We start from the raw sequence: 26563 nt of genomic DNA, 5'->3' as shown, positions 1-26563 counted from the left end.
AAATAATATAAATGAATATTCAGGACATTCATAATCTGTTTTTGCAATGTAAGTCGCTTTCAATTGATACTAGAAAAATTGAAAAAGATTCAATGTTTTTTGCAATTAAAGGAGAGAATTTTGATGCCAATACTTTTGCTGAAGAAGCTTTGAAATTAGGTGCTTTATTTGTTGTTATAGACAATGAATCGTACTTTATAGACGAGAGGACTGTTTTGGTTGAAAACAGTTTAGAGACGTTGCAGGAATTGGCCAAATTTCACCGTTCTTATTTAAAATTGCCTATAGTTGCCTTGACGGGAAGCAATGGTAAAACAACAACCAAAGAGCTTATTAATGCTGTTTTATCAAAAAAATACAAAACTAAAGCCACTGTTGGGAATTTGAATAATCATATTGGTGTTCCGTTAACATTATTGTCTTTCACGAAGGAAACAGAAATTGGGATTGTGGAAATGGGAGCAAATCATAAAAAAGAAATCGAATTTTTATGTGAAATCGCCCAGCCAGATTATGGTTATATTACCAATTTTGGAAAAGCGCATTTAGAAGGTTTTGGCGGTGTTGAAGGAGTGATTCAGGGAAAAAGTGAAATGTATCAATTTCTTGCAAAAAATGAGAAAGTTGCATTTGTAAATTTGGAAGATCCAATTCAGATTGAAAAATCGGCAGGAATAAAGTCGTTTACTTTTGGTCTGAATAAAGAAAGTGCTGATGTCAATATCAAAAAGATCGAAGCGAACCCGTTTGTTGTGATTGATTATGAAAATTTCAGTGTAGAATCTCATTTAATAGGCTTATACAATTCAAATAACATAAATGCTGCAGTTTCTATTGGTCATTATTTTAAAGTGAATGATGAGGCTATAAAGGCAGCGATTGAAAATTATATTCCGGAGAATAATAGGTCGCAATTATTGAAAAAAGGCTCAAATCAAATTATTCTTGACGCATACAATGCTAATCCAAGCAGTATGGCGGTCGCTATTGCTAACTTTTTACAGCTTGATAGCCAGAATAAAATAATGATTTTGGGTGATATGTTTGAATTGGGCACTGAGAGCCCGCAAGAACATAAAATCATTGTTGAATCATTATCCGATCAAAATAAATCTGAATGTTATTTGATAGGGAAATCATTCTATGAAAATAAAATTTCAAATGATAAACTTCATTTTTTTGAAACGTTTGATGACTTTTCTAATCATTTAAAAACGCTTCATTTTGACAATAACACTATTTTGATAAAAGGATCCAGAGGAATGGCTTTGGAACGAACATTAGAATATATTGCATAATAAGAAAGCCATTCACTTCGAATGGCTTTCTTATTTTTGTTAGATACTCATCAAAAATCCGATTAGATTTTCTTTTTTATTCAGTCCCAGTTTTTTTCTTAATCGATATCTGGCTAATTCAACTCCACCAGTTGAAATATTCATGATTTCGGCGATTTCTTTTGTAGACATATTCATTAAAAGATAGGTGGACAAATCTAGTTCACGAGGTGAAATCGTCGGGTATTTCTCTTTTAATCTCTTCAAAAACTCGAAATGAACGTTTTTGATGTGTTTTTCTAAGTCTTTCCAGCTTTTATCGGTATTGACCTCTTTCACAATGCTTTTGTTGAGTTTGCTGACTTGAAATTTTGTTGAATCATCAAGCGCTTCAATGTCAATCTCTTTTAATTTGTGAATAATTCCGTTTAAGATCTTGTTTTTCTTTACAACCTGAAGCGAATTGTTTACTAGCTCTTTGTCTTTCGCTAAAATTTTAATTTGAAGTTTGTCATTTTTCAGTTTTTCAATCTCTTTTTCAAGATCATATTGTTCTTGTCTGATTTTCGACTCTTTTTCAAGATATAGTCGTCGTTGCTCAATTGTTTCGTAATATTTGTTCTTTCTGATTTTCATTTTTATTCGATCAGAAATAACATAGATTGCAACTATGATTAAAATAAAATAAATCATCAGCGCCAGGAAGTGTCGGTACCAGGGTGGAGAAACCGTAAATGAAATGGTTGACGGCTCAGATTGGATTCCGTAGCTGTTTCTCACTTTTACTTTCATCATATATTCGCCTTCACGAAGGTTCGTATATTCTTTTATAGAAATAGTTGACCAGTTGCTCCATTTATCGTCAAAAGGCTCTAATTGATACGAAAACTCGACATTTTCAAGATTTTCATATGTTGGTGACGAAAATGTGAAACGTACATGGTTTGAAGAGTATGGAATACGAATGTTTTCGATCTTATTTTGATTGTTTCCTAAGATAATAGTGTCGCCAGGAAACGAAAAGCTTCTAATGAATGCTTTTGGTTTGGTAACAAAATTATTCAGCAGTTCTGGATTATAATGCGCCAATCCGTCTGTTAGTCCGATAAAAATATTTTTTGGATCAATTGTATTTACAGATAGATAATTACTAACCAAATTTCCGGTCAAATTTGAGAAAGGAGCGACAATATTTGTGTAGTAATTATTCGTTTTCATTAATACGCCAATTGATTCATCAAAAGCATACCATAAATTAGATTGTGAATCCTCACTTAAACTGTTTATTACAGGAATATTTTTGAAGAGTTTTGACAGGTTTTTATCTTCATAAAATAGATCTTGCTCTTTAGAATATTTATAAAAATGATTGTTTGTTTGAAAATACAGTTGATTGTCAATTTTTTGAATGCTTCCGATATTTTTAAACTGAGATGTTAGCTGATCTATTTTTTTAATGGATGAAAATCGCGTCAAATCACTGTTTAAAGCCATTCGGTAAATAGATTCGTCTTTTTTAAGCCACAAATAAGAGTCGTCAAGCTCAAAACTGTTTGACGATTTATCAAACCCGATAACTTGATTTTTATAAATTAATCCGTTTGGCGTCTTTTCAAAAACAGCAAAACCTTCATAATTAGAGCCAATTAAAAAGCCAGGATGATTAGGGATTTTTTTAAATCCGAAATAACCTTTAGAATCTATCATATTCGTTACAGCACCGCCTTTAATAACTAGTGCTCCACGGTTATTGGAGCAAATCAATTGATTGTCTATCACTTGAACATTCCATGATTGGGCCGTAGTTCCTTGCACCAGCTTGAAAGTGTCTTCTTTGAAGCTGTTATTCCATGCATGATAAAACACGCCTTGGTTTGTTGCTACATATAAATTTCCTTGATAAATTACAGATGCATAAACGGTACTAATATCATAACTGAAGCCAAAATAAGTAAAAGGAGATCCTTCATTTACAAAAGCAATACCATTATCTAGACCAAGCCAAAGGTTGTTTTTGTTGTCAATGAACGAAGTAAGAACCGTATTGTTTTGTAGGCCTTTTTTGCGATTCAAATGCTGAATTATCTTGCCGTTATAATCGCAAATTACAATTCCATCCAACACTGAATTTAGAACGATGAAGTTGTTGTTTATTGTTACACCTCCAAGAGAGTTGTTTTGTTTGACAAAATTATTGGCCTCTGTATTCCATGGTTTTACAACATTGTTTTCGTAAACAAATAAGCCTTTTTCCAGGGTTATTATTAAGGTCTTGTCTTTTGTTAAATTGTACATTCCCCAAATTTCAGTATCGTTGAGGCTTGTAGTGTTTGGCAGGGAATAAAGTTTTCCATTTTTGTATTCAAGAATTCCCTTTTCAATGTCTTGAAAATAAAGTTTGTTGTTAACGATAAAAGAAAATTGAAATCGTTTAGGAGCTTCTAATATGGTAAGCTTGTCATCTTTTACTATATATGCTCTTGCAAATGACTGAAAAATGGTTTGATTATTAAAGGTGTGTATCTTCCAGATGAAATCTATTATTTTGATTTTATTACGGTCTACTTTTTTAGATAATGAAGTGTATTGAAGTTTTCCCTTTTCATTTGGTTTAAAATAGCCAAACTCATTATAACCGCCCACAAATATTCTTCCATCATTCGCAATCTTTAAACATCTTACAGATGTTAAATTAGGAAGCGGATATTTTCTCCATGATGATCCATCGAATTGCAAAAGGCCATTATTGTTGGCAAAATATAGATTTCCGTTTTTATCTTGGTCAATACTCCAATTTTGAGTTCCTCCTTTATATTCATTTCGTTTGTAATTTCTTACATCTGGAAGCCCAATGTTTTTAACTTGTCCAAAAATATTAATTGATAATAATGTAAAAAAAATAATAATAAAATATGATTTTGTCAATTTCATAAATTTTTAGGCTTTTTGGTGTGTTGGAGTCTTAATTGTCTTATTTGTAGTGTTTTACAATAGTTTTTTCTCTACTATCACGTTGTAGAAACACATTTTATTGATAAAAATAAGGAATCTTATACAACTGTAGTGTTTATTTTTATAATTAACATTTTGATAACATCTTAAATTTTATTTTTAAATAATTGTAAATCAAATATTTGTAAAAAAAATGATGTGTTTTTGTAATGTGTAAAAATTTGTTTTGATGTGTTTTTGTAGTGAATTTTACTTGTTGATAGTAAAAAAATAACATTATTATTGCATCAAATTACTAATTAATTAACCAAAATTTTTAGAAAAATGAAATTAACAAAATTACTTGTTTTTTGTATTTCATCTCTGTTATTCTCGGTTATAGCTGTGGCTCAGGATGTCACTGTAAACGGAATAATAAATGATGAAAATGGGATGCCAGTTCCTGGTGCAACTGTTGTATTAAAAGGTACAAAAAAGTCTACTGCATCAGACTTTGATGGGAAATTCCAAATTCAGGCGCCTTCAAATGGTGTTTTGACAGTTACTTTTATTGGATACAGCACAGTTAGCGAAGCTGTAAATGGAAGAACAAAAATTACATTCCAATTAAAACCAGAATCACAATCATTAAATGAGGTTGTGGTTGTTGGATACGGTACTCAAAAGAAATCAGTAGTTACTGGAGCAATTTCTAGTGTTAAAGCTGCAGATTTAGAGAAAGTACCAAACGGACGTGTTGAACAGTCATTACAAGGTAGAGTAGCGGGGGTTTCTGTTGCTTCTACTTCTGGACAACCTGGTTCAGCTTCGAAAGTACGTGTTAGAGGGGTTACTACATTCAGAGAAGGAGGAAATGATCCTTTATGGGTTGTTGATGGTATCGCTGTAGACGCTGGAGCAATTGGTTTTATTAACCAAAGCGACATTGAGTCTATCGAGGTTCTTAAAGATGCTGCTTCTGCTGCTATTTATGGTACGCGTGCTGCAACTGGGGTTATCTTGGTTACGACTAAAAAAGGTAAATCAGGTAAGATTTCTGTAAACTATAATGGTTTTGCAGGAGTTTCTGCACCAGCAAAAACATTAAATATGCTTAATGCTACTCAATATGGTGCAATTATGAATGAGAAATCTTTAGCAGATGGTGGTCCTATTAAATATGCTGACCCAACAGCTTTAGGTAAAGGTACTGATTGGCAAGATGCTATTTTCAATCATTCAGCTTTTAGATACACTCACGAATTAAGTATTAGCGGTGGTGGTGAAAAATCTACTTTTTATGCTTCTTTCGGAATTCAAGATCAAGAAGGTATTGTTGCAACAGAAATTTCAAACTATACTAAAAAGAATTTCCGTTTAAACTCAACACACAAAATCTCTGATTATTTTACTTTTGGACAAACTTTTGGATATACACACCAAAAATCAAAAGGAATTGGAAACACAAACAGTGAGTTTGGAGGACCTTTAAGTTCTGCAATCAATTTAGATCCAATTACTCCATTAGTTGAAACAGATCCTACTAAAAATACAGTTGGTTTCTATGCAAATCCAAATGTTATTAGAGATGCAAACGGAAATCCTTACGGAATTTCTACTTTAGTTCAACAAGAAATGAGTAACCCATTAGCGTATACTCAAACAAGATTAGGCGGTTATAGCTGGTCTGATGATTTTGTTGGAAATGCTTATTTAGAGGCAAACATTACTAGCCACTTAAAATTCAGAACTACACTTGGAGGTAAATTAGCTTACTGGGGAAGTGAAGGATTCACACCTGTTTTCTTCTTAAATCCTAACATTAAAGCAGATAGAAACAATTACAACCAAAATAATGAGAAATCATTTGCTTGGACTCTTGAGAACACTTTAGCTTATGCTAATAAATTTGGAGATCATAACCTTAGCGTTTTAGCTGGACAAGGTGCTTATGTTGAGAATATTGGTAAAGCTGTTAACACTACAATGTTTGGACTTCCAATTACTAGTTATAAAGATGCTTCTTGGAATTTTAACGTTCCTCAAACTGATAGATCTACATCAACAAGTGATAAGACACAACACAAATTGGCTTCTTTATTCTTACGTGCAAACTATGATTACATGGAGAAATACCTTTTCACAGGAATTGTTCGTCGTGATGGATCTACTCGTTTTGGTGAGAACAAAAAATGGGGTGTTTTCCCTTCATTCTCTTTAGGTTGGGTTGTTTCAAAAGAAGGATTCTGGAAAGAAAACAATGTAGTTAATACTTTAAAAGTACGTGGAGGTTATGGAGTTGTAGGTAACGATAATATCGATGATTTCAAATATAGAGCTGTAGTTGTTGGTGGATATAACTATGCAGTTGGAACTTCAGGTGATATCACAACTGGTTACGGAAACTCTACCTTGCCAAACCCTGATTTAGGATGGGAAGAAACATCTCAAACTACAATTGGTATTGATGCAAAACTTTTTAATGACTTTACATTAACTGCTGATTACTACAAAAAAACTACTAAAGGAATTTTAAGAGATGTTGTTATTCCTGGATATGTTGGAGTAGTTACTGCACCATCTGCAAATATCGCAGATATGTATAACAGCGGTTTTGAGATTGAATTAGGTTACAAGAAAAGACTTGGTGAATTTAACTTAGGAGTTAACGGTAACGTTGCTTACTTGAAAAACGAAATTACTTACGTAGGTTCATCTACAAATTACATTGTTGGAGATGCTTCATTCCAATCTATGGGACCTGTTACTAGAACGCAAGTTGGTCACTCATTCAATGAGTTTTATGGTTACAAAACTGCTGGAATTTTCCAAAATGAGGCAGAAGTTGCAGCGTACAAAAATGCAGGTGGTGGTTTAATCCAACCTAATGCTAAACCTGGGGATTTCCGTTGGGTAGATACAAATGGCGATGGTGCTATTTCTGATGATGACAAACAATTTTTAGGATCAAACTTGCCTAAATATACATTTGGTCTTACTTTGAATTTAGATTACAAAAACTTTGATTTAATGGCGTTTGCTCAAGGAACTGCAGGAAGCAAAATTTTCCAAGGTTTAAGAAGACTTGATATCTTGAATGCAAACTACCAAACAAAAGCTTTAGAGCGTTGGGTTGGTGAAGGAACTTCAAACGATTACCCAAGATTAAGTAATAACGATCCAAATAAAAACTTCACGAACATGTCTGATTTTTATTTAGAAAATGGAAATTACTTACGTTTAAAAATTGTTCAGCTTGGTTACACATTGCCGCTTAATTTATCATCTAAAATTGGAGCTGACAAAATTCGTTTTTACCTAACAGGAGAAAACTTAATCACTTTTACAAAATATACTGGATATGACCCAGAAATTGGTGGTCAAGTTTACGGTGTAGATAAAGGAGTTTATCCACAAGCAAGATCTATTCTGTTTGGAGCAAACTTTCAATTTTAAAAATTAAAGAATTATGAAAACTACAAAATTAAAATATATATACGTTGCATTGGCATTTGCCGCTTTAGGAGCTTGTTCTGAAGATTTTGTAACAATTGACCCAAAAGGACAATTTGACACAGATACTTATTTTTCTAACGAATCTGAGTGTTATGCTGCTTTAGTTGGAGTTTATGATCCGATGAGAAAAAATACTGGTGGTTTTGAAAACATGGTAGCAATGTTAAACGCTGGATCTGACGATTTCTACGCTGGTGGAGGAGGTCCAACAGATGGTACTGGAATTCAGAATTTCTCAACACACTCACTTACATCTATTATCATTCCTGGAAGTTTCTGGAGTGATCATTATCAAGGAGTTTCTAGAGCAAATCTTTTGTTGGATAAACTTCCAGCAGCTTCTATGGATAATAACAAAAGAACTAGGTTTGCTGCTGAAGCAAAAACACTTCGTGCACTTTACTATTTCAATTTAGTAAGATTATTCAAAAACATTCCTTTGATCTTGCAACCATTGAATACGAGTACAATTTATACTCCAGAGCAAGCTAAGCCAGAAGAAGTTTATGCACAAATCGAAAAAGACTTATTAGAAGCAATTCCTGCTTTGCCAAATACTGTAGTGGCATCAACTGAAGCTGGAAGATTTAATAAAGGAGCTGCTCAAGCATTATTGGGGAAAGTATATTTATTTGAAGGTAAAAAAGCTGACGCTGCTGCAATTTTAGCTCAAGTAAATGGAACACCTGGGCAAGCTAACCAATACGGAAATAAATTGTTGGCAAAATTCAGTGATTTATGGGTAGTTGCTAACAAATTCAATTCAGAGTCTTTAATCGAAGTATCACACTCAAGTGCTGGTAACTCAAACTGGGATTTCTGGGGTTCTGGAAGAGATGAAGGAAACTCTTTAAATGTTATGGTTGGACCAAGAGGTTACTCTAAAAAAGGTTCTAATGCACCAGATCTTCCATCAGGATGGAGCTTCAGTGTACCAACTCAAAAATTGTATGATTTCATGAAAAACGACCCTCGTTTTGCTGCTACAATTCTTGATGTTAAAGCACTTAAAGCTGCAGGTGAAGCTGATTATATCGGTGGATACCAAGATACAGGTTATTTCTTGAACAAATTCCTTCCAAGAACGGGTGACGTTCGTACAGGTGGAGGTGCTGCCGAGTTAAACTACAAACAAGATTCTTATGTTATCAGACTTGCTGATACGTACTTAATGGAAGCTGAAGCATTAGGTTCTGGCCCAAGAGCACAAGCATTGCTTGATGCAGTAAGAGCTAGAGTTGGTTTGGCATCTGTTCCAGTAACATTAGATGCAATCAAAAACGAAAGAAGAATGGAGTTAGCTGGTGAAGGACATAGATTTTTTGACTTAGTAAGATGGGGAGATGCTGCTGCAGCATTATCTGATAGAGGTTTCAACGCTGGAACTGACGAGATTTTCCCAATTCCATATACTGAGTTAAATGGAACTAAATTGAAACAAAATCCTAACTACCAATAGTAGAATTAACCAAAAAAACGCAAAAAAATGAACCTAAATATAAATTTAAAAAGAAGTGTATTCCTAATGCTAGCTATAGCATTAGGTACACTATCAAGCTGTAGTGACGATGTAAATCCTAATACATTAATAGCTTCAAACGTTGATGCGTCATTTACTTTAACTCCTGTAGCGGGTGCGGTAAATACTTACTTAGCAACAGCACAGACTAAAGGTGTAATCTCATCAATGTGGGATACTGGAACTGGTGCTTTACCAGGAAAAATGACTCAAACTATCGTTCTTCCTGATGCAGGAACGTATACGATTACACATACTGCTATCGGAGCAGGAGGTGCAACGGGAACGGCAAACACTCAAGTTGTTGTGGCAACTTCAGACCCTGTAAAAGGTAACCTTGTAAAAGGTGGTTCTTTTGCAACTGCAGCAGATCAAGCTAACTGGAAAAAAGTTATCTATGGTGCTGGTGGAGACTGGACTTACAGCTCGAAAGGTGCTACTGTAAGCGGAGGTCATGCTGGAATTTATCAAGCAATCGATGTTGTTAAAGATAAAGAATACACTGTTGATATGGTTGTTTCTGGAGGAGCTTCAACTGATATGTGGTTCGAAGTTTATGCAGGTAAAACAGATCCAGCTACAGTTTCTGGAGATTATAATGACGGTGGTGCTGTAATGGGATTAAATACTTGGAATGGTTGTGGAAACTCTGTTGTTTCTGGTAAATTATCTACAGTAGGGTGTGTGAAAAACGCTCGTTTAAATACTATCAGCAACGTTGTAAAATTTGATATTACAGGTAAAATCTATTTAATGATTAGATGCGGTGGTGGAATTGCTCCAGGCGGTATCACAATCAAAGCTGTAGAATTACGCGGAAAATAATAAAGATTAAGTTAAGTTTAAGTTTGGTTGTAAATAGCCCATAATCGTTATGAGTATGGGCTATTTTTTAAATCCTTCCTTAAGCTTGTCAGAAAATGAGTTTCTGAGAACTTGTATTTAGAATCAATATAATAAGGAAAGAATGAAAAATAATAGTTTAAAAATTCTATGTTTTTTGTTTTCAGTGGCAGCTTTTGCCCAGCCTAAAGCAAAAAAAGAATTTACAACCAACGGAAAAAAAATTACCGTATATACTACAGCTGAAAATTCTAATTTAAGATTAACTTCTACAGATAATTTAACGTTTTCAGCATCAAAGCAACCTCTTGAAATAGAATCTTCTGTTTTTGTGGAGCCATCAAAAAAATTCCAGACTTTCATGGGAATAGGCGGGGCTATCACAGATGCGAGTGCCGAAATTTTTGCTAAACTTTCAAAAGAAAAACAAGAAGAATTTTTAAACGCATACTACGATAAACAAAAAGGAATAGGCTATTCTTTGCTAAGAACAACAATTCAAAGTTCTGATTTTAGCAGTGGAAGCTATTCTTATATCAAAGAAGGCGACAAGGATTTGAAAACTTTTTCTATTGAACATGATAGACAATTTCGCATTCCGCTGATTAAACAAGCTATCGCAAAAGCAGGCGGAAAATTGACAACTTATGTTGCTCCATGGTCACCAAATGCTTTTATGAAAGACAATAAAAATGTTCTAAAAGGAGGAACATTATTACCAGAATACTACCAAACTTGGGCTAATTTTTATGTAAAATTCATCAAAGCTTACGAGAAAGAAGGTATTCCAATTTGGGGAACTTCAACTCAAAATGAGCCAATGGCAGTACAAACTTGGGAATCTTGTATTTACACAGCTGAAGCTGAAAGAGATTTTATTAAAAATTTCCTTGGACCAACTTTGAAAAAAGAAAAATTAGGAGATAAAAAAATCATCGTTTGGGATCATAACCGCGATTTGATGAATTACAGAGCCAACGTAATTTACTCTGATCCAGAAGCTTCAAAATATGTTTGGGGTATGGGTTTTCACTGGTATGAAAACTGGTCTGGTGGCGCTTCAATGTTTGACAATGTTGGAAAAGTAAATGAAGCTTATCCAAACAAAGGACTTTTGTTTACAGAAGGTTGTGTTGAAAAATTTGATGCAAAAAAATATCAATTCTGGGCTAATGGCGAAAGATATGGTATTTCGATGATTAATGATTTCAACAATGGAACAGCGGGTTGGACAGACTGGAATATTCTTTTAGATCAAAACGGAGGTCCAAATCATGTTGGTAATTTTTGTTTTGCTCCAATTCATGCTGATACTACAACAGGTGAGTTGATTTACACGCCATCTTACTATTACATTGGACATTTTTCAAAATTTATCCATTTAAATGCAGTTCGCGTGAGTACTGCTGTAAGCAGAAGCGCACTATTAAGTACTTCGTTTTTGAATACTGATGGCACAATGGCAACAATTGTCATGAATCAATCGGATAAAGAGATTACTTATAACTTGATTATAGCTTCTGAAAAGACTGTAGTTAAGATTCCTGCACACGCAATCCAAACGCTTGTATATTAATATTTTATTGGTAAATGCCGAGGGTTGATCTGAATCATCCGTATTGACCCTCAATTTACTTTTTAAGTTAAATCGTTTTTGAAAGTACAATGAAAGCCATAAGCAGCATTTTAATCGCCCCAATATTAGTATTGCAATTTAGTTGTAATTCATCAAAAATTGCAGATGCTTCTGCGGTTTCTGGTTCCAAATCAAATAAAAAAATAGAGGTTTATACTACAGCCGAAAATACCAATTTGAAATTGACTTTATCAAATAACTTAATTTCAAACAACACATCACAACAAACAAATTCAACAGTGTCTATCAATGTAGATGCTGCACAAACAGATCAGACTTTCCTTGGAATTGGAGGAGCAATTACAGATGCTAGTGCCGAAGTTTTTGCCAAATTATCGCCAAAAAAACAACAAGAATTTCTAAATGCTTATTACGATAAAAATAAAGGAATTGGCTATTCTTTAGCCAGAACCAACATACATAGCTGTGATTTTAGCAGCGATACTTACACTTATATTGCAGAAGGTGACAAAGATTTAAAAACCTTCAATATCGATCACGATAAAAAATATAGAATTCCACTTCTTAAAAAAGCAATTGAAACAGCCGGCGGTAAATTAACCTTATTTGTCAGTCCGTGGAGTCCCCCAGCTTTTATGAAAGACAATAATGATATTTTGCACGGCGGCGTTTTATTGCCAGAATTTGCACAATCATGGGCAAATTATTACGTGAAATTTATCAGAGCATATGAAAAAGAAGGTATCCCAATTTGGGGACTAACTATTCAAAACGAGCCAGCGGCAAAACAAAGATGGGAATCTTGTATTTATACACCTGAGGCTGAAAGAGATTTCTTGAAGAATTTCCTTGGGCCAACTCTAGCAAAAGAAGGACTTTCTTCAAAAAATGTAATTATCTGGGACCATAATCGTGGTGAAATGCTTGAAAAAAGAGCCAGTCTTGTTTTTTCTGATCCTGATGTATCAAAATTTGCATGGGGAATTGGATTTCACTGGTATGAAACATGGAGTGGTGGCCCACCAAGATTTGAATCTGTTGGCGTGGTTCACAAATCTTTTCCAAACAAAGGACTTTTATTTACAGAAGGCTGTATTGAAAAATTTGATGCTTCAAGATTTCAGTTTTGGGGAAATGCAGAACGCTACGGTCTTAACATGATTAATGATTTCAACAACGGAACTGTAGGCTGGACAGATTGGAATATTCTTTTAGACCAAAATGGAGGTCCAAATCATGTTGGCAATTTCTGCTTTGCACCAATCCATGCTGATGTTACAAAAGACGAATTAATCTATACGCCGATGTATTATTATATTGGACATTTTTCAAAATTCATTCACGCGAATGCGAAAAGAATAACACAAACCATAAGTGATAAAACCCTCTTAAGTACATCATTTAAAAATACTGATGGAAAAATTGCCACTATTGTCATGAACCAAACCGATAAAGAGATTGTATACAATTTAACCAACAGCTCTTTAAAAACTACTATTACGATCCCGGCACACGCTATTCAAACTATTGTTTACTAGTGGTACTATTAACTAAAAAACTAAAAAAAAATGAACTTTAATTCTAAAACCACCATAAAAGCATTATTTCTTGCTTTGACTATTTTTACGCAAGTAAAATGTTCGTCTTCAAATGATGCAACAGATCCAACACCGGTGACTCCTCCGGTTGTGACCCCACCAGTGACTGTAACAAACGATGTCGATTTTTGGTTAACAAAAGGAGATCAAACTGTTCTTTTGGCTAAACAAAGTACAACTTTAGGATTTAATACTACATATAATACATATCCAAATATCATTGTAGATGATGCACTAAAATATCAAACCGTTGATGGTTTTGGTTACACGCTAACAGGTGGAAGTGCTGAAATGATAAATCAGCTGACTCCAGCAAAAAAGAGTGCGCTTTTACAAGAATTATTTGGTTCAAGCGAAACTTCAATCGGAATAAGTTATCTCCGAATCAGTATTGGCGCTTCAGATTTACATGGCTCTACATTTACTTATGATGATCTTGGAACTGGCGAGACTGATATGGATTTGGCTAAATTTAGTTTAGACAAAGACAAAGCCGGTGTAATTGCTCTTTTAAAAGAAATTTTGGCAATCAATCCTAAAATTTTGATTTTGGCAACGCCTTGGTCAGCGCCACTTTGGATGAAAGATAAAAACAGTTTTGTTGGCGGAAAATTGCAAACTCAATATTATGATGTTTATGCAAAGTATTTTGTAAAATACATTCAGCAAATGAAAGCTGAAGGAATTACAATTGATGCTGTAACACCTCAAAACGAACCATTGCATGATGGTAATAACCCAAGTATGTATATGTCTGCTTTAGAACAGACTAATTTTATAAAATCAAGTTTAGGGCCTGCATTTAAGGCAGCTGGTCTTAAAACTAAAATTATTGCTTACGATCATAACTGCGATCAGCCTGGTTATCCAAAAGCAGTTTTGGCAGATGCTGATGCGTTTCCTTTTGTAGACGGTTCTGCATTTCACTTATATGCGGGAGATATCAGCGCACTTTCAAATGTTTACAATGCTTTCCCAACTAAAAATGTTTATTTCACAGAACAATGGACTTCATCAACTGGTGCATTTGACGGAGATTTGAAATGGCATCTTAAAAATGTAGTTATCGGCTCAATGAGAAATTATAGCAAGAATGCCTTAGAATGGAATTTAGCTAATAATGGTGCTTTCGAGCCTCATACATCTGGTGGATGTACGCAATGTAAAGGAGCTTTGACTATAACATCAAGTGAGACTTTTCAGCGTAATGTTGCTTATTATATTATTGCTCATGCTTCAAAATTTGTTCCGGCTGGTTCAGTTAGAATTGCTAGTAATATTAGCGGAAATCTTCAAAATGTCGCTTTTCTTACACCAACAGGTTCTAAAGTTTTAATTGTTGAAAATGATGGTTCTGGAGTAGAAGTCTTCAATCTTAAATACAATGACAAATGGGTAACCATTACATTGGATGCTGGTGCAGTGGGAACATTCACTTGGAAATAATTTTGAACAGAAAACAGTTTTCAGCATGAAAAAAATAATTATTGCCGTACAGCTTTTATTTACAGTTGCTTCATTCGGGCAAGGATTTTTGCATCGAGATGGCCAAAATATAGTTGATGGAAACGGCAAAAATATAATTTTAAGAGGTTTAGGTCTTGGTGGCTGGATGGTTCAAGAAGGCTATATGTTGCAGACACAACCATTTGCAAGTCCGCAGTATCAAATCAAACAAAAAATTCAGGATGTTGTTGGTGAACAAGGAACAAAAGAATTTTATGCGGCTTACAAAGCAAACGGAATCACAAAACGTGATATCGATTCATTAGCCAAATGGGGTTTCAACTCTGTTCGTCTTCCAATGCATTACAATCTTTATACGCCATCCATTCAAGAAGAAAAAAATGGTGAAATTACTTGGCTCGAAGAAGGCTTTGCTATAACTGATAATTTAGCAAAATGGTGTGCCGAGAATAAAATGTATTTGATTCTAGATTTGCACGCCGCGCCAGGAGGGCAAGGAAATGATGCTGCAATTTCGGATTACGATACGACAAAACCATCGCTTTGGAACAGTGAAGCCAATCAGAAAAAAATGATTGCTTTGTGGAAAAAACTAGCTTCTCGTTACAGAGACAATCAATGGATTGGCGCATATGATATTATCAATGAACCAAACTGGAATTTTACTGGAACCAATAAAAATGGTTGCGACGAAAATTCAAACGGACCATTAAGAGATTTGATGGTTGCAGTGACAAAAGCCATTCGCGAAGTCGATCCAAACCACTTGGTAATTATTGAAGGAAACTGTTGGGGAAATAATTACAACGGAATTTTTCCTTTATGGGATGAAAATATGGCATTGAGTTTTCACAAATATTGGAACTACAATACGATTGGTTCACTCCAAAAAATGTTGGATTACAGAAAACAATATAACGTGCCTATTTGGATGGGAGAAAGCGGAGAAAACTCTAATGTTTGGTTCAAAGACGTTCTGACTTTAGTAGAAAGCAATAATATTGGTTGGGCTTTTTGGCCAATGAAAAAAATCGAAAATATTGCCGGTGTTACTTCGGTAACAAAAATTCCAGAATATGATGTTTTGTTGAAATATTGGAAAGATGGCGGGCAAAAACCGACTCCAGAATTTGCAAAGAAAACTTTAATGAAAATGGCTGATAATTACAAAATGGAAAACGTAACGGTTAAACCAGATGTGATCGATGCAATGTTCAGACAAGTGCAAACAAATGATACAAAACCATATAAAAAACATGTAATTCCTGGAAAAATTGCTGCAGCTCAGTATGATTTAGGAACAAATGGATACGCATATTCTGATAAGGATTTTATAAACTACAGAGTTGAAACAGGAAATTTTGACCAATGGAACAAAGGAAATGCCATGCGAAATGATGGTGTAGATATTTTACCATGTAAAGATGCTGGATCAAATGGTTATCAAGTTTCATTTATCGAAGATGGTGAATGGTTGCAATTTACTTCTGAAGCAAAGAAACAAGGAAGCTATAAAGTGGCTATTCGTTACTCAAGTGAAAAATCAGAAGGCAAAATTTATTTTGAAACTGCAAACGGAGAAAAATCAGAAGCAATTGTGCTTCCTGCAACGGGAGGAAATGATAAATGGAAAACAGTTGTTTTGTCTGGAATTCAATTAGAAGCAGGAACAAACAAAATCAAAGCCGTTTTTGAAAAAGGAGGCTTTAATCTGAATTATTTGGATTTTTCTGAAGGGAAAAAATAAGCTTCAGAAATAATTATTAATCAAAATTTAAATCCGATGAAATTATACAATTTAATTAAGAAAACAGGTTTTTTATTGGCTTTGTTGCTTGTCGTGCAGTCATGTAGCGGTGGTACTGATTCTGGTGATGATACGCCAGTTGCAACAGGACCTTCTAATCTTTCTGTTCAAGTCGAAGTAATCGGGAAAACAGCTGATAAGCCTGATGGCGATGGAAGCGGAAAAATAAAACTTACGATTACGGCAACTAATGCTACATCGTTTAAAGTTTTAATCGATAACCAATTAAAAGAAATTACTACGGGAGATTTTACTTATGAATTTACAGGTTCTGGAACTAAGAATTATCCAATAGTGGTTTCAGCTTATAACGGATTGAAGTTTATAAGCACAACAACTTCTGCAAATGTTTTTGTTGCAAGAAAACTGCTTTGGTCAGATGAATTTGATGTAAACGGTGCTCCAAACACTTCAAAATGGGGATATAATACAGGAACTGGCGATGGCTGGGGAAATAATGAATTAGAGTATTATACCACCCGCCCTGAAAACGTAATTATTGAAAATGGAATTTTAAAAATAAAAGCAATCAAAGAAGATTATATGGGAAGCCATTATACTTCGGCAAGAATGCTTACAAAAGGAAAATTTTCATTTAAATACGGCCGTGCAGAAGTTCGTGCAAAATTGCCAGTTGGCGGCGGAACTTGGCCAGCTTTCTGGATGTTGGGCGATAATATTGATACTGCTCCTTGGCCGGCATGCGGTGAAGTTGACATTTTGGAATCAGTTGGGAATAATCCGAATGTAAATCATTCGTCATTGCATTCTCCTGGACGTTCGGGAAATACGCCAGATACTGCTATTACTACAGTTCCAAACTCGGCTACAGAATTTCACGTTTATGCTGCAGAATGGAGTGCTGAAAGTATCAAATTTTATGTAGATGATAATTTGTTTTATACCTACGGAAACAGCAGTTCAACTCCATTTAATGCTAACTTTTTCTTGATTTTGAATTTAGCAATGGGAGGAAATTTTGGTGGAAAAGTGGATCCAAATTTCACTAGCGCAACTTTCGAAGTGGATTACGTTAGAGTGTATAATTAACATAATTTTTAAATGATTTATTTTTTGTAAAGCCTCGGAAAACATAGCTTTACGGGATTAAATTTTTTAAATATGAAAACAATAAGTAAAATAGTTTTAGCTGTAATGCTTCTTTTGGCAAGTCAATCTTTTTTTGGTCAAAATCTGAAATTGATGACGTATAATATTCGTTTGGATGTTGCTTCTGATGGCGAAAATGCGTGGGGAAATAGAAAGGAGTATTTTACTTCTCAGTTGCGATTCTATAGTCCTGATATTTTCGGGATTCAAGAAGGATTACCAAATCAAGTAATTGATATTGCATCGGCTTTGCCAAATTATGCCAAAATTGGAATTGGCAGAGAGGAAAACGGTACGGGAGAAGCTTCTGCGATATTTTATAAAAAAGATCGTTTTCAAGTGCAGCAATCCAATACATTTTGGTTGTCTGAAACACCAAATCAAGTCTCGAAAGGCTGGGATGGTGCTTGCAATAGAGTTTGTACCTATGGGCTTTTTAAGGATCTAAAAACCAAGAAAACGTTTTGGGTTTTTAATCTTCATTTGGACCATATCGGAGAAGTTGCTAGAGTAAAAGGAGTAGAGCTTGTTTTGTCGAAAATTGCAGAACTGAATACCAAAAAGCTTCCTGTTTTTTTAATGGGAGATTTCAACTCAGAACCTGATACGAAACAAATTTTAGAAATAAAAAAGGTTATGGATGATACCAAAGATGTTTCAATAGAAAAACCATTTGGGCCTTATGGAACTTTCAATGGATTCAACCATGACAAACCAGTAAACCTATTGATCGACTATATTTTTGTGTCGAAAAATAGCGGACTTAAAATTCAAAAACATGCAGTTTTAAGTGATTCGAAAGATTTAAAATATCCATCAGATCACTTTCCTGTTCTAATAGAAATAGATTGAATATGAAAAACATCAACAAAAAACTTCAAATTTTACTTTTACTGCCTTTGATTGCAGTTCAAATAAAATGCGGGTCTTCAAAAAACACAGCGACCAATTCTGGTAAAGCCGAATCTTGGATTACTACCACAGATGAAACATCAAAATTGAAAAAACAGCCAGATTTGGTTTTTAATTCTGATGCAAATTCAAATCAAACCATTACGGTTGACGCTTCGCAAAAATTCCAAACTATCGAAGGTTTTGGATTTTCTTTGACAGGAGGAAGCGCTCAAACTATTTTGAAATTGGATAAAGCTAAAAGAGAAGCATTGCTTCAAGAGCTTTTTTCGAGAAAAAATGATGCGATTGGTATAAGTTATTTAAGAATCAGTATTGGTGCTTCAGATTTGAATGAAGTAGTTTTTTCGTATGATGATATGCCAGAAGGACAAACCGATTTAAAGTTGGAACATTTTAACCTTGGACCAGATTTAAAAGATGTCGTTCCGGTTTTAAAAGAGATTTTAGCTATAAATCCGAAAATTAAAATTATGGGGTCGCCGTGGTCGCCACCAGTGTGGATGAAAGATAACGGAAGCTCAAAAGGCGGTAGCTTACAGCCAAAATATTATCAAGTTTACGCCGAATATTTTGTGAAATATATTCAAGCAATGAAAGCACAAGGAATTGTAATTGATGCCATAACGCCTCAAAACGAGCCTTTGCATCCAGGAAACAACCCAAGTATGTTGATGTTGGCAGAACAACAAGCAGATTTTATAGGGAATAATTTAGGACCAGCTTTTAAAGCAGCGGGAATTAAAACTAAAATTATTGTTTACGATCACAATTGCAACAAACCAGAATATCCTTTGACAATTTTGAAAGATGCAAAAGCGAATCAATATGTTACGGGTTCAGCATTTCACTTGTATGAAGGTGATATCAGCGCTTTGACAACAGTTCATGATGCGTTTCCTAACAAAGATTTATATTTCACAGAACAATATACGGGGTCAAAAAGCAGTTTTGAAAACGACTTGAAATGGAGTGTAAAAAATGTCGTAATTGGTTCTATGCGTAACTGGAGTAAAAATGCGCTTTCATGGGGATTGGCAAATGATGAATATTACAAGCCATTTACTCCAGGAGGTTGTTCGACTTGCAAAGGTGCTTTGATGATTGATCAAAATCAAAACATCAAGAGAGAAGTTGGATATTATATTATTGGACATGCTTCAAAATTTGTTCCTGAAGGTTCAGTTAGAATTGGAAGTAATATAGCAGGAAACTTGCATAATGCGGCTTTCAAAACGCCATCAGGGCAAATTGTTCTAATTGTAGAAAATGATGGAACTGCAGCAGAAACATTCAATATCAAATACAATCAAAAACAAATTTCAACTACTTTAAATGCAGGTGCAGTAGCAACTTACGTTTGGTAACCAAAATCAAATTCATGAAAAAAATAACCACATTTGCCTTGTTGATGGCCACATTTTTTGCGACGGCCCAGCAACAGACAATAGATCAGAAAGTAAATGATTTATTGAAGAAAATGACCATTGAAGAAAAAATTGGTCAGCTTAATCAATACACTGGTGATAATCAAGCAACAGGACCAATTACAATAAATCCAAATAAAGAATCTGAAATCAAAGCTGGATTGATTGGTTCGATGCTGAATATCATTGGAACAAAATATACAAGACAATACCAGCAATTAGCAATGCAATCACGTCTTAAAATTCCGTTGTTGTTTGGTCAGGATGTTATTCACGGTTACAAAACAACATTCCCGATTCCTTTGGCGGAAGCGGCGAGCTGGGATTTGGCTGCCATTGAATTAGCGGCTAGAGTTGCGGCTACAGAAGCATCGGCAAGCGGAATTCATTGGACATTTGCACCAATGGTTGATATTGGACGTGACCCACGATGGGGAAGAGTAATGGAAGGTGCTGGAGAAGATACGTACTTAGGTTCTAAAATTGCTTACGCTCGTGTAAAAGGTTTTCAAGGAAATAAATTAGGAGACTTGAATTCGGTTATGGCTTGTGTGAAACACTTTGCAGCTTATGGAGCTGGTGTTGGCGGAAGAGATTACAACTCAGTTGATATGAGTGAGAGAATGTTGTTGGAAACGTATTTGCCACCATTCAAAGCGGCTTTAGATGCTGGAGCAGCAACTTTCATGAATTCATTCAATGACTTAAACGGAATTCCTGCAACTGGAAATGCGCATTTACAACGCGATATTTTAAAAGGAAAATGGAACTTTCAAGGTTTCGTAGTTTCTGATTGGGGATCAATTGGTGAAATGGTAGCGCACGGTTATTCAAAAGATTTGAAAGAAGCTGCATATTCTGCAATCACTGCAGGAAGTGATATGGATATGGAGAGCAATGCATATCGTTACAATCTTGCTGCTTTAGTTAAAGAAGGAAGAGTTTCAATTGATTTGATCGACGATGCCGTTAAACGTATTTTGCGCAAGAAATTCGAATTAGGATTATTTGATGATCCATACAAATATTCTGATGATAAGAGAGCTGAAAAAGTTTTAGGAAATCCTGAAAACAGAAAAGCAGCGCTTGAAGTTGCTGAGAAAAGTATTGTTTTGTTGAAAAACGAAAATCAAACTTTACCACTTTCTAAAAACCTGAAAACTATTGCTTTTATTGGTCCAATGGTAAAAGAATATAAAGCAAATATGGGATTCTGGGCTGTTGAATTACCAGAGGTAAATTACGATAAATGGGTAGTTTCTCAATGGGATGGTTTGCAGAATAAAGTTGGAAAAAATACCAAATTGCTTTATGCAAAAGGTTGTGATGTTGATGGAGATAGCAAAGCTGGTTTTGCAGAAGCAGTGGCAACAGCAAAACAAGCTGATGTTGTAATTTTGAGTATTGGTGAAAGACACAATATGAGTGGCGAGGCAAAAAGCCGCAGTGATCTTCACATTCCTGGCGTTCAAGAAGATTTAGTGAAAGAAATTATGGCAACAGGAAAACCGGTTGTAGTTTTAGTAAACGCTGGTAGACCGCTTATTTTCAATTGGACAGCAGATAATGCTCCGGCAATTCTATACACTTGGTGGTTAGGAACTGAAGCTGGAAATGCGATCGCTGATGTTTTATTTGGAGATTACAATCCGTCTGGGAAATTACCAATGACTTTTCCTAGAGAAGTTGGGCAAGTGCCAATTTATTACAACCACTTCAGTACAGGAAGACCTGCAAAAAACGAAGATTCTAAAAACTATGTTTCAGCTTACATCGATTTGAAAAACTCACCAAAATTTCCTTTTGGATATGGTTTGAGTTATACAAAATTCAATTATTCTGATTTGAAATTGTCTTCAACAAAAATCAAGAGTAATGAAACAATTAAAGTTTCTTTTCAATTATCAAATGTTGGAAAAGTAGCTGGCGAAGAAGTGGCGCAACTTTATTTAAAAGATAAATTTGGTTCTGTAGTGCGACCAGTTTTAGAATTAAGAGATTTTCAAAAAGTAAAATTGAATGCGGGAGAATCTAAAACAATTGAATTTACAATCGATAAAGAAAAACTTTCTTTCTACAATAATAAATTAGAATGGGTTGCTGAACCAGGTGATTTCGAAGTAATGATCGGAGCTTCTTCAGCAGATGTAAAACTTAGAGCAGACTTTGAATTAGTACAATAGTAAAAGTCAATTTAAATTTTGGCGTTGTGGATTTTATAAAGGTTTTGAATTATTTCAAAACAGTATTTATAAAATCCATAGCGCCAATTCCTTTATATGAGGCATACAAAGCTTTGTCAAAAGCCTCGCGTTTTGCTTTTTTATCCTTAGCTTCAGTTTCAACGATCATTTGATTGAAAATTTTCTCCTGTTGCTGGCTGTATTTTATGGATTCCTCCAATAAATATGTTTTTGAAACAAATCCGAAAGAAGTCCAGATTTTTGTTCGTATTCTTTGATTTATATTTTTTAATGGATTAGTGCTCATATCTCTCACGTTGATTTACTGAATCACAAGGTAAATGTAATAATATTCTTTCTTTTTACTTGAAATAATAACAAATTTATTTAAATGTGTTATTATGACGCAATGTACTTATTTTTTTTATATTTGATTTTAATTTTAAGTTAAAATTGTGATAGACACACTTATTTAACAAAGACTAATTTTGATCGTAATTGTTACAATTAAATTTATTTTCATTAAAATGAAGTAAATTGCAGCGTTATTCCAAGATCAAAAAGGCGTATTTAAATGGCAAATATGTTAAAAGACATTATAGAAAATAATGAAAATTATCAGCCGGGATTGTCGATCGACTGTGTCATTTTTGGCTTTCATGACAATCAACTTAAGGTTTTGCTCATTAAGGTGGCCACAAACCCAAAATGGTCTTTGCCCGGCGGATTCATTCCCGCTGATCAAGATATTGATACAGCTGCTGTAACTATTTTGAATGATAGAACAGGTGTTGAAGGGATTTTTTTAAGACAGTTTGCCACCTTTGGAAAAGTAGGGCGAAATGACCAGCATTTTGATAAGCAGGTTTTAAAATATCTAGAAATTGAAGAATCAAAAGGAAAATGGCTGATGCGGCGTTTTGTGACAATTGGGTATTATGCTTTGGTTGATTTTTTGAAGACAATTCCGAAACCTTCAAGTGAATTTGAAATTATAGAATGGATTGATCATAAAGAAGTTCCTGAACTTATTCTAGATCATCGCGAAATTCTCGATAAAGCGCTTGATACTTTAAGGATGGAATTGAATTTGATGCCAATTGGTTACAACTTATTGCCAGAGAAATTTACAATGCCTGAACTTCAAAAATTATACGAAACGATTCTGGATAAAAAGTTGGACAGAAGAAATTTTCTTCGCAAAATAACGAACATCGGAATCGTAAAAAAATTGGATGAAAAGAAAAGCAACGTAGCACATAAAGCACCAAATTTGTATTCTTTTGATAAAGAAAAGTACGATGAAGTTTTGAAAAATGGACTGAATCAAGGTTGGTAAAATCTGGCTTTAATCTCTAAAAAATGATGTTATGGTTTCAATTGAAGAATTTAGAAAATTAGCGATGTCATTTCCAGATGTAACTGAAGAACCCCATTTTGAGAAAACTTCTTTCCGAATCAAAAAGAAGATTTTTGCCACTTTTGATGAAAAAAATAATCACGCTGTTTTAAAATTAAACGAAATTGATCAATCTGTTTTTTGTTCGTCAAGCGAAAGGATTTTCTATCCAATTCCGAATAAATGGGGAAAGCAAGGTTGGACAATTGTCGAACTGTCAAGAGTAAGGCTCGAAATGTTTGAAGATGCTTTAATACGCTCCTATGAAAATGTTGTTACCAAAAAGAAGTGATTTTTTTATCTCACAATAGTTCTAAAAGTCAAATTCACCCTCGGTTTCTGAGTGCTTTTCGTTGGAGGTAATCTATGCAACCAATAGGTCTGCGTTTCATCTTTCATAACCAATAAACTCCCATGTTCCAGAATTAAGGAAACTGTTTCTTTCGTTTCTTTATGTTTGAATGCAAATTTGCGTTCAGCACCAAAACTTACTGATCCAATTGCGCCATTTTTTTTCAAATCTTTTTCAGCATCGCTATGCCACGCCATGCCTTCTTCACCCGAATGATATAAATTCAGTAAGCAAGAATTGAAGTTTTCTCCTGTTTTTTCTTCGATAATACGCTTTAATTGTAAAAGCTCTTTTGTCCAAGGCAAAGCCTTTTTTGTAGTATTCGAATACGTATATTCAAATTCCTGATCGCCGTACCAAGCTACTTTTCGTTTGGTTAAAATCAATTTTCCAAAGATGATTGCCTCATCGTTTTTCCATTCAATTGTATTTAATAAAGTATCGCGATAGAAATCGGCTTCTGCTCTAGAGAAGCATTTTCCATAATACTTAACCGTTCCATCCTTCGGAAGCAAATTGGTAGTTTCGTCAGTTTGCGGATTAAATAAGTCCATTTTTCCAGTTTTTATATTCAGTTTTCATGCAATGTCCGCAAGGTCTGAAACCATTTTCTTTGGCTTCATTTTCAGATAAAAAGAAAACCCGATTTTCACGTTTCATTCTTTTTCCTGAAGAACATTTGAGCGTTCCGTAGATTTTTAATTTTTGGTTGCCACCAAAGCAAATTTCGCCTTTTTTAATTTTATTTCGAAGATCTGAATCTTGAATTTGATTATGTTTAATCATATTTTTTGAAGATAAATTTCTCGCAAAGTCGCAAAAACGCAAAGACTTTGTCTTAATTAGAGAAGCAAAGGAAGAAAACTTAAGACGTAAAGTTAAATAGTTGCTTTTGCGACTTCGCGACTTTGCGAGAGATAAAATTATGAAAGGGCATCGTGAAAAATAATCCCCAATGTATATCGTTCACCCGAATGAACTTCACTAACGCCATGTTTCATATTCACACGATAATAACCTTTCGAACCTTTTACAGGTCTGAAATTGGTGGTAAAAATCAGAATATCTCCTTTTTTAGGTTTTAAAACAATAGCTTTCGATTGTGCTCTCGGCGTTTGTTGTGTTAAAACAAATTCACCTCCAGTAAAATCTTTGTTAGGTTCATTCAGAAAAAGAACAATTTGAATCGGAAAATAAACATCGCCATATAAATCTTGATGCAAAGTGTTGAATCCGCTTTTTCCATATTTTAAAATTAAAACTGTTGCCTTTAACTGATTATTATCGTGACATTGCTGTAATAATTCTGAATGTTTTTCTGGAAAAACAGTATTAATATTTAAGACTTTCATCCAAGAATTAGCAATTGGCGCCAATTTTGGATAAATCGCAGTCCGGATATTTTGAATCAAATCAGGCAAAGGATAATTGAAGTATTTGTATTCTCCCAAACCAAATCGATAACGTTCCATAACAACTGTTTTTCGGTATAAATTTGGGTTGTCATAATCGAATTTTAAATCTTCGCATTGTTCATTATTTAGGATATTTGGAATAATGGCAAAGCCATTTTCGTGCATAGATTCGGTGATGCTTTCCCAGTTTTGAGAAGCAATTTTTGATTGTATATTTTGCATGATTAAATTTTCGAGATATAGAAATTTTCAATGATAATAAGTCATCGGAATTTGGAATTTAAAATTTGGATTTTTTCCTTTTAAAGATTTATTTGCGCGCCTTCCCAGCCAATGATTGCTGTTTTTCGGGTATTTCCCCACATATAACCGCCAAATGTTCCCGAAGATTGGATCACGCGATGACACGGAATTAAAAATGCAACAGGATTGCTCCCAATCGCTGTTCCAACCGCACGCGAGGCATTTGGTTTCTGGATTTGATTCGCAATTGAACCATATGTAGAAAGCTGTCCCATTGGGATTTTCAACAAAGTTTCCCAGACTTTCAACTGAAAATCAGTTCCTTTTAAATGCAGTTTGATTTCAGATAATTTGCTCCAATCGTTTTGGAAAATGAATAACGCATTTTGTTGGTATAAATCTAGTTTTTTCGAAAATTGGGCATTCGGGAATTTATCTTTTAAGGCGATAAAACCAGTGATTTCATCTTCGGTGAAAGCCATAAAACAAACGCCTTTTTGAGTTGAAGCCACAACAATATTCCCAAACGGACTTTCGGCAAAACTGTAATTTATTTCCAGATTTTTTCCTCCGTTTTTATATTCGGCTGGTGTCATTCCTTCGATATTTACAAATAAATCATGAAGTCGGCTTGTTCCTGAAAGTCCAGTTTCAAATGCAGTTTCGGTGATGGTTGCCTGATTTTCTTTGAGCAGTTTTTTGGCGTGTTCAATACTTGTATATTGCAAAAACTTCTTCGGACTCGTTCCTGCCCATTCACTAAAAAGGCGTTGAAAGTGAAACGGACTCAAATGTACCTTTTCTGCAACCTCATCTAGATTGGGTTGCTCTTTAAAATTAGCTTTGATATAATCTATAGCTTCGGCGATACGATTATAATTGATGGTTTCCTGTGTGTTCATCTTCTTTCCATTTTATAATACAAATATCGATTGGTTTTTAAAGGTATAAAATCCGAAACTTGCGG

Annotated in this window: 20 protein-coding genes; 14 read left to right on the top strand and 6 right to left on the bottom strand. The window is 34.5% G+C overall.

Annotated features, from left to right (window positions below; translation table 11 throughout):
• Positions 1 to 11: 11 nt before the first annotated feature.
• On the top strand, positions 12 to 1298 hold the full coding sequence (locus tag AAYQ19_RS09460) for a UDP-N-acetylmuramoyl-tripeptide--D-alanyl-D-alanine ligase (protein WP_343535984.1): 1287 nt from the start codon (positions 12 to 14) through the stop codon (positions 1296 to 1298).
• A 39-nt stretch (positions 1299 to 1337) separates the two neighbouring features.
• Here the strand turns inward: AAYQ19_RS09460 and AAYQ19_RS09455 are convergent, their stop codons facing one another.
• Positions 1338 to 4208, bottom strand: coding sequence for a triple tyrosine motif-containing protein (locus tag AAYQ19_RS09455; protein ID WP_343535983.1), 2871 nt, complete (start codon positions 4206 to 4208; stop codon positions 1338 to 1340).
• A gap of 345 nt (positions 4209 to 4553) precedes the next feature.
• On the opposite strand from AAYQ19_RS09455, the gene AAYQ19_RS09450 reads away from it, so the two are divergent.
• The 11 genes from AAYQ19_RS09450 to bglX all read left to right on the top strand — a co-directional run bounded on the left by AAYQ19_RS09450 (position 4554) and on the right by bglX (position 22187).
• Positions 4554 to 7664, top strand: coding sequence for a SusC/RagA family TonB-linked outer membrane protein (locus tag AAYQ19_RS09450; protein ID WP_343535982.1), 3111 nt, complete (start codon positions 4554 to 4556; stop codon positions 7662 to 7664).
• A 13-nt stretch (positions 7665 to 7677) separates the two neighbouring features.
• Positions 7678 to 9183: a RagB/SusD family nutrient uptake outer membrane protein gene (locus tag AAYQ19_RS09445; protein ID WP_343535981.1), complete on the top strand. Its 1506-nt coding sequence runs from the start codon at positions 7678 to 7680 to the stop codon at positions 9181 to 9183.
• A gap of 27 nt (positions 9184 to 9210) precedes the next feature.
• Positions 9211 to 10068: a hypothetical protein gene (locus AAYQ19_RS09440; protein ID WP_343535980.1), complete on the top strand. Its 858-nt coding sequence runs from the start codon at positions 9211 to 9213 to the stop codon at positions 10066 to 10068.
• Positions 10069 to 10210: 142 nt separating this feature from the next.
• Positions 10211 to 11662: a glycoside hydrolase family 30 protein gene (locus AAYQ19_RS09435; RefSeq protein ID WP_343535979.1), complete on the top strand. Its 1452-nt coding sequence runs from the start codon at positions 10211 to 10213 to the stop codon at positions 11660 to 11662.
• An 89-nt stretch (positions 11663 to 11751) separates the two neighbouring features.
• Positions 11752 to 13221, top strand: a complete 1470-nt coding sequence (locus AAYQ19_RS09430) for a glycoside hydrolase family 30 protein (RefSeq protein ID WP_343535978.1) — start codon at positions 11752 to 11754, stop codon at positions 13219 to 13221.
• A gap of 30 nt (positions 13222 to 13251) precedes the next feature.
• Positions 13252 to 14727, top strand: a complete 1476-nt coding sequence (locus tag AAYQ19_RS09425) for a glycoside hydrolase family 30 protein (RefSeq protein WP_343535977.1) — start codon at positions 13252 to 13254, stop codon at positions 14725 to 14727.
• A 25-nt stretch (positions 14728 to 14752) separates the two neighbouring features.
• The gene (locus AAYQ19_RS09420; RefSeq protein ID WP_343535976.1) at positions 14753 to 16495 is read left to right on the top strand and encodes a cellulase family glycosylhydrolase; all 1743 of its coding nucleotides are present in this window, start codon (positions 14753 to 14755) and stop codon (positions 16493 to 16495) included.
• 36 nt (positions 16496 to 16531) lie between these two features.
• Positions 16532 to 17605, top strand: a complete 1074-nt coding sequence (locus AAYQ19_RS09415; RefSeq protein WP_343535975.1) for a glycoside hydrolase family 16 protein — start codon at positions 16532 to 16534, stop codon at positions 17603 to 17605.
• Between the two features lie 72 nt (positions 17606 to 17677).
• Positions 17678 to 18517 (top strand): endonuclease/exonuclease/phosphatase family protein, encoded by an 840-nt coding sequence (locus tag AAYQ19_RS09410; protein WP_343535974.1) that lies wholly within the window; start codon positions 17678 to 17680, stop codon positions 18515 to 18517.
• Between the two features lie 2 nt (positions 18518 to 18519).
• Positions 18520 to 19944, top strand: coding sequence for a glycoside hydrolase family 30 protein (locus AAYQ19_RS09405; RefSeq protein ID WP_343535973.1), 1425 nt, complete (start codon positions 18520 to 18522; stop codon positions 19942 to 19944).
• A gap of 14 nt (positions 19945 to 19958) precedes the next feature.
• Entirely contained in the window at positions 19959 to 22187 is a 2229-nt protein-coding gene (gene bglX, locus AAYQ19_RS09400; protein ID WP_343535972.1) for a beta-glucosidase BglX, read from the top strand.
• A 49-nt stretch (positions 22188 to 22236) separates the two neighbouring features.
• Here bglX and AAYQ19_RS09395 read toward each other — a convergent pair whose 3' ends face one another.
• Positions 22237 to 22494, bottom strand: a complete 258-nt coding sequence (locus tag AAYQ19_RS09395) for a hypothetical protein (protein ID WP_343535971.1) — start codon at positions 22492 to 22494, stop codon at positions 22237 to 22239.
• Positions 22495 to 22770: 276 nt separating this feature from the next.
• On the opposite strand from AAYQ19_RS09395, the gene AAYQ19_RS09390 reads away from it, so the two are divergent.
• Entirely contained in the window at positions 22771 to 23526 is a 756-nt protein-coding gene (locus AAYQ19_RS09390; RefSeq protein ID WP_343536815.1) for an NUDIX hydrolase, read from the top strand.
• A gap of 31 nt (positions 23527 to 23557) precedes the next feature.
• Positions 23558 to 23878: an MmcQ/YjbR family DNA-binding protein gene (locus AAYQ19_RS09385; RefSeq protein WP_343535970.1), complete on the top strand. Its 321-nt coding sequence runs from the start codon at positions 23558 to 23560 to the stop codon at positions 23876 to 23878.
• A 5-nt stretch (positions 23879 to 23883) separates the two neighbouring features.
• Here the strand turns inward: AAYQ19_RS09385 and AAYQ19_RS09380 are convergent, their stop codons facing one another.
• The 4 genes from AAYQ19_RS09380 to AAYQ19_RS09365 form a co-directional block, all read right to left on the bottom strand.
• A complete protein-coding gene (locus tag AAYQ19_RS09380; protein ID WP_343535969.1) occupies positions 23884 to 24492 on the bottom strand; it encodes an alpha-ketoglutarate-dependent dioxygenase AlkB family protein in 609 nt (202 codons plus the stop codon).
• On the bottom strand, positions 24479 to 24724 hold the full coding sequence (locus AAYQ19_RS09375; RefSeq protein WP_343535968.1) for an Ada metal-binding domain-containing protein: 246 nt from the start codon (positions 24722 to 24724) through the stop codon (positions 24479 to 24481). The genes AAYQ19_RS09380 and AAYQ19_RS09375 overlap by 14 nt, the downstream gene beginning before the upstream one ends.
• A 137-nt stretch (positions 24725 to 24861) precedes the next feature.
• Positions 24862 to 25575: a 2OG-Fe(II) oxygenase gene (locus tag AAYQ19_RS09370; protein ID WP_343535967.1), complete on the bottom strand. Its 714-nt coding sequence runs from the start codon at positions 25573 to 25575 to the stop codon at positions 24862 to 24864.
• An 80-nt stretch (positions 25576 to 25655) separates the two neighbouring features.
• Positions 25656 to 26498 carry a bifunctional helix-turn-helix domain-containing protein/methylated-DNA--[protein]-cysteine S-methyltransferase gene (locus AAYQ19_RS09365; protein WP_343535966.1) on the bottom strand — a complete coding sequence of 281 codons (843 nt, stop codon included), beginning with the start codon at positions 26496 to 26498 and terminating at the stop codon, positions 25656 to 25658.
• Positions 26499 to 26563: the final 65 nt, after the last annotated feature.

The sequence above is a fragment of the Flavobacterium mesophilum genome (assembly GCF_039581405.1).
Taxonomy (GTDB): Bacteria; Bacteroidota; Bacteroidia; order Flavobacteriales; family Flavobacteriaceae; genus Flavobacterium.
The sequence above is the reverse complement of the archived record's forward strand: the minus strand, read 5'-3'. Positions and strand labels throughout refer to the sequence as shown.

Coding starts and splice junctions, on each gene's coding strand:
- AAYQ19_RS09415 (WP_343535975.1), top strand. CDS start 16,532: ATGAAATTATACAATTTAATTAAGAAAACAGGTTTTTTATTGGCTTTG.
- AAYQ19_RS09405 (WP_343535973.1), top strand. CDS start 18,520: ATGAAAAACATCAACAAAAAACTTCAAATTTTACTTTTACTGCCTTTG.
- AAYQ19_RS09375 (WP_343535968.1), bottom strand. CDS start 24,724: ATGATTAAACATAATCAAATTCAAGATTCAGATCTTCGAAATAAAATT.
- AAYQ19_RS09380 (WP_343535969.1), bottom strand. CDS start 24,492: ATGGACTTATTTAATCCGCAAACTGACGAAACTACCAATTTGCTTCCG.
- AAYQ19_RS09455 (WP_343535983.1), bottom strand. CDS start 4,208: ATGAAATTGACAAAATCATATTTTATTATTATTTTTTTTACATTATTA.
- AAYQ19_RS09450 (WP_343535982.1), top strand. CDS start 4,554: ATGAAATTAACAAAATTACTTGTTTTTTGTATTTCATCTCTGTTATTC.
- AAYQ19_RS09425 (WP_343535977.1), top strand. CDS start 13,252: ATGAACTTTAATTCTAAAACCACCATAAAAGCATTATTTCTTGCTTTG.
- AAYQ19_RS09440 (WP_343535980.1), top strand. CDS start 9,211: ATGAACCTAAATATAAATTTAAAAAGAAGTGTATTCCTAATGCTAGCT.
- bglX (WP_343535972.1), top strand. CDS start 19,959: ATGAAAAAAATAACCACATTTGCCTTGTTGATGGCCACATTTTTTGCG.
- AAYQ19_RS09395 (WP_343535971.1), bottom strand. CDS start 22,494: ATGAGCACTAATCCATTAAAAAATATAAATCAAAGAATACGAACAAAA.
- AAYQ19_RS09385 (WP_343535970.1), top strand. CDS start 23,558: ATGGTTTCAATTGAAGAATTTAGAAAATTAGCGATGTCATTTCCAGAT.
- AAYQ19_RS09420 (WP_343535976.1), top strand. CDS start 14,753: ATGAAAAAAATAATTATTGCCGTACAGCTTTTATTTACAGTTGCTTCA.
- AAYQ19_RS09460 (WP_343535984.1), top strand. CDS start 12: ATGAATATTCAGGACATTCATAATCTGTTTTTGCAATGTAAGTCGCTT.
- AAYQ19_RS09390 (WP_343536815.1), top strand. CDS start 22,771: ATGTTAAAAGACATTATAGAAAATAATGAAAATTATCAGCCGGGATTG.
- AAYQ19_RS09410 (WP_343535974.1), top strand. CDS start 17,678: ATGAAAACAATAAGTAAAATAGTTTTAGCTGTAATGCTTCTTTTGGCA.
- AAYQ19_RS09370 (WP_343535967.1), bottom strand. CDS start 25,575: ATGCAAAATATACAATCAAAAATTGCTTCTCAAAACTGGGAAAGCATC.
- AAYQ19_RS09365 (WP_343535966.1), bottom strand. CDS start 26,498: ATGAACACACAGGAAACCATCAATTATAATCGTATCGCCGAAGCTATA.
- AAYQ19_RS09435 (WP_343535979.1), top strand. CDS start 10,211: ATGAAAAATAATAGTTTAAAAATTCTATGTTTTTTGTTTTCAGTGGCA.
- AAYQ19_RS09430 (WP_343535978.1), top strand. CDS start 11,752: ATGAAAGCCATAAGCAGCATTTTAATCGCCCCAATATTAGTATTGCAA.
- AAYQ19_RS09445 (WP_343535981.1), top strand. CDS start 7,678: ATGAAAACTACAAAATTAAAATATATATACGTTGCATTGGCATTTGCC.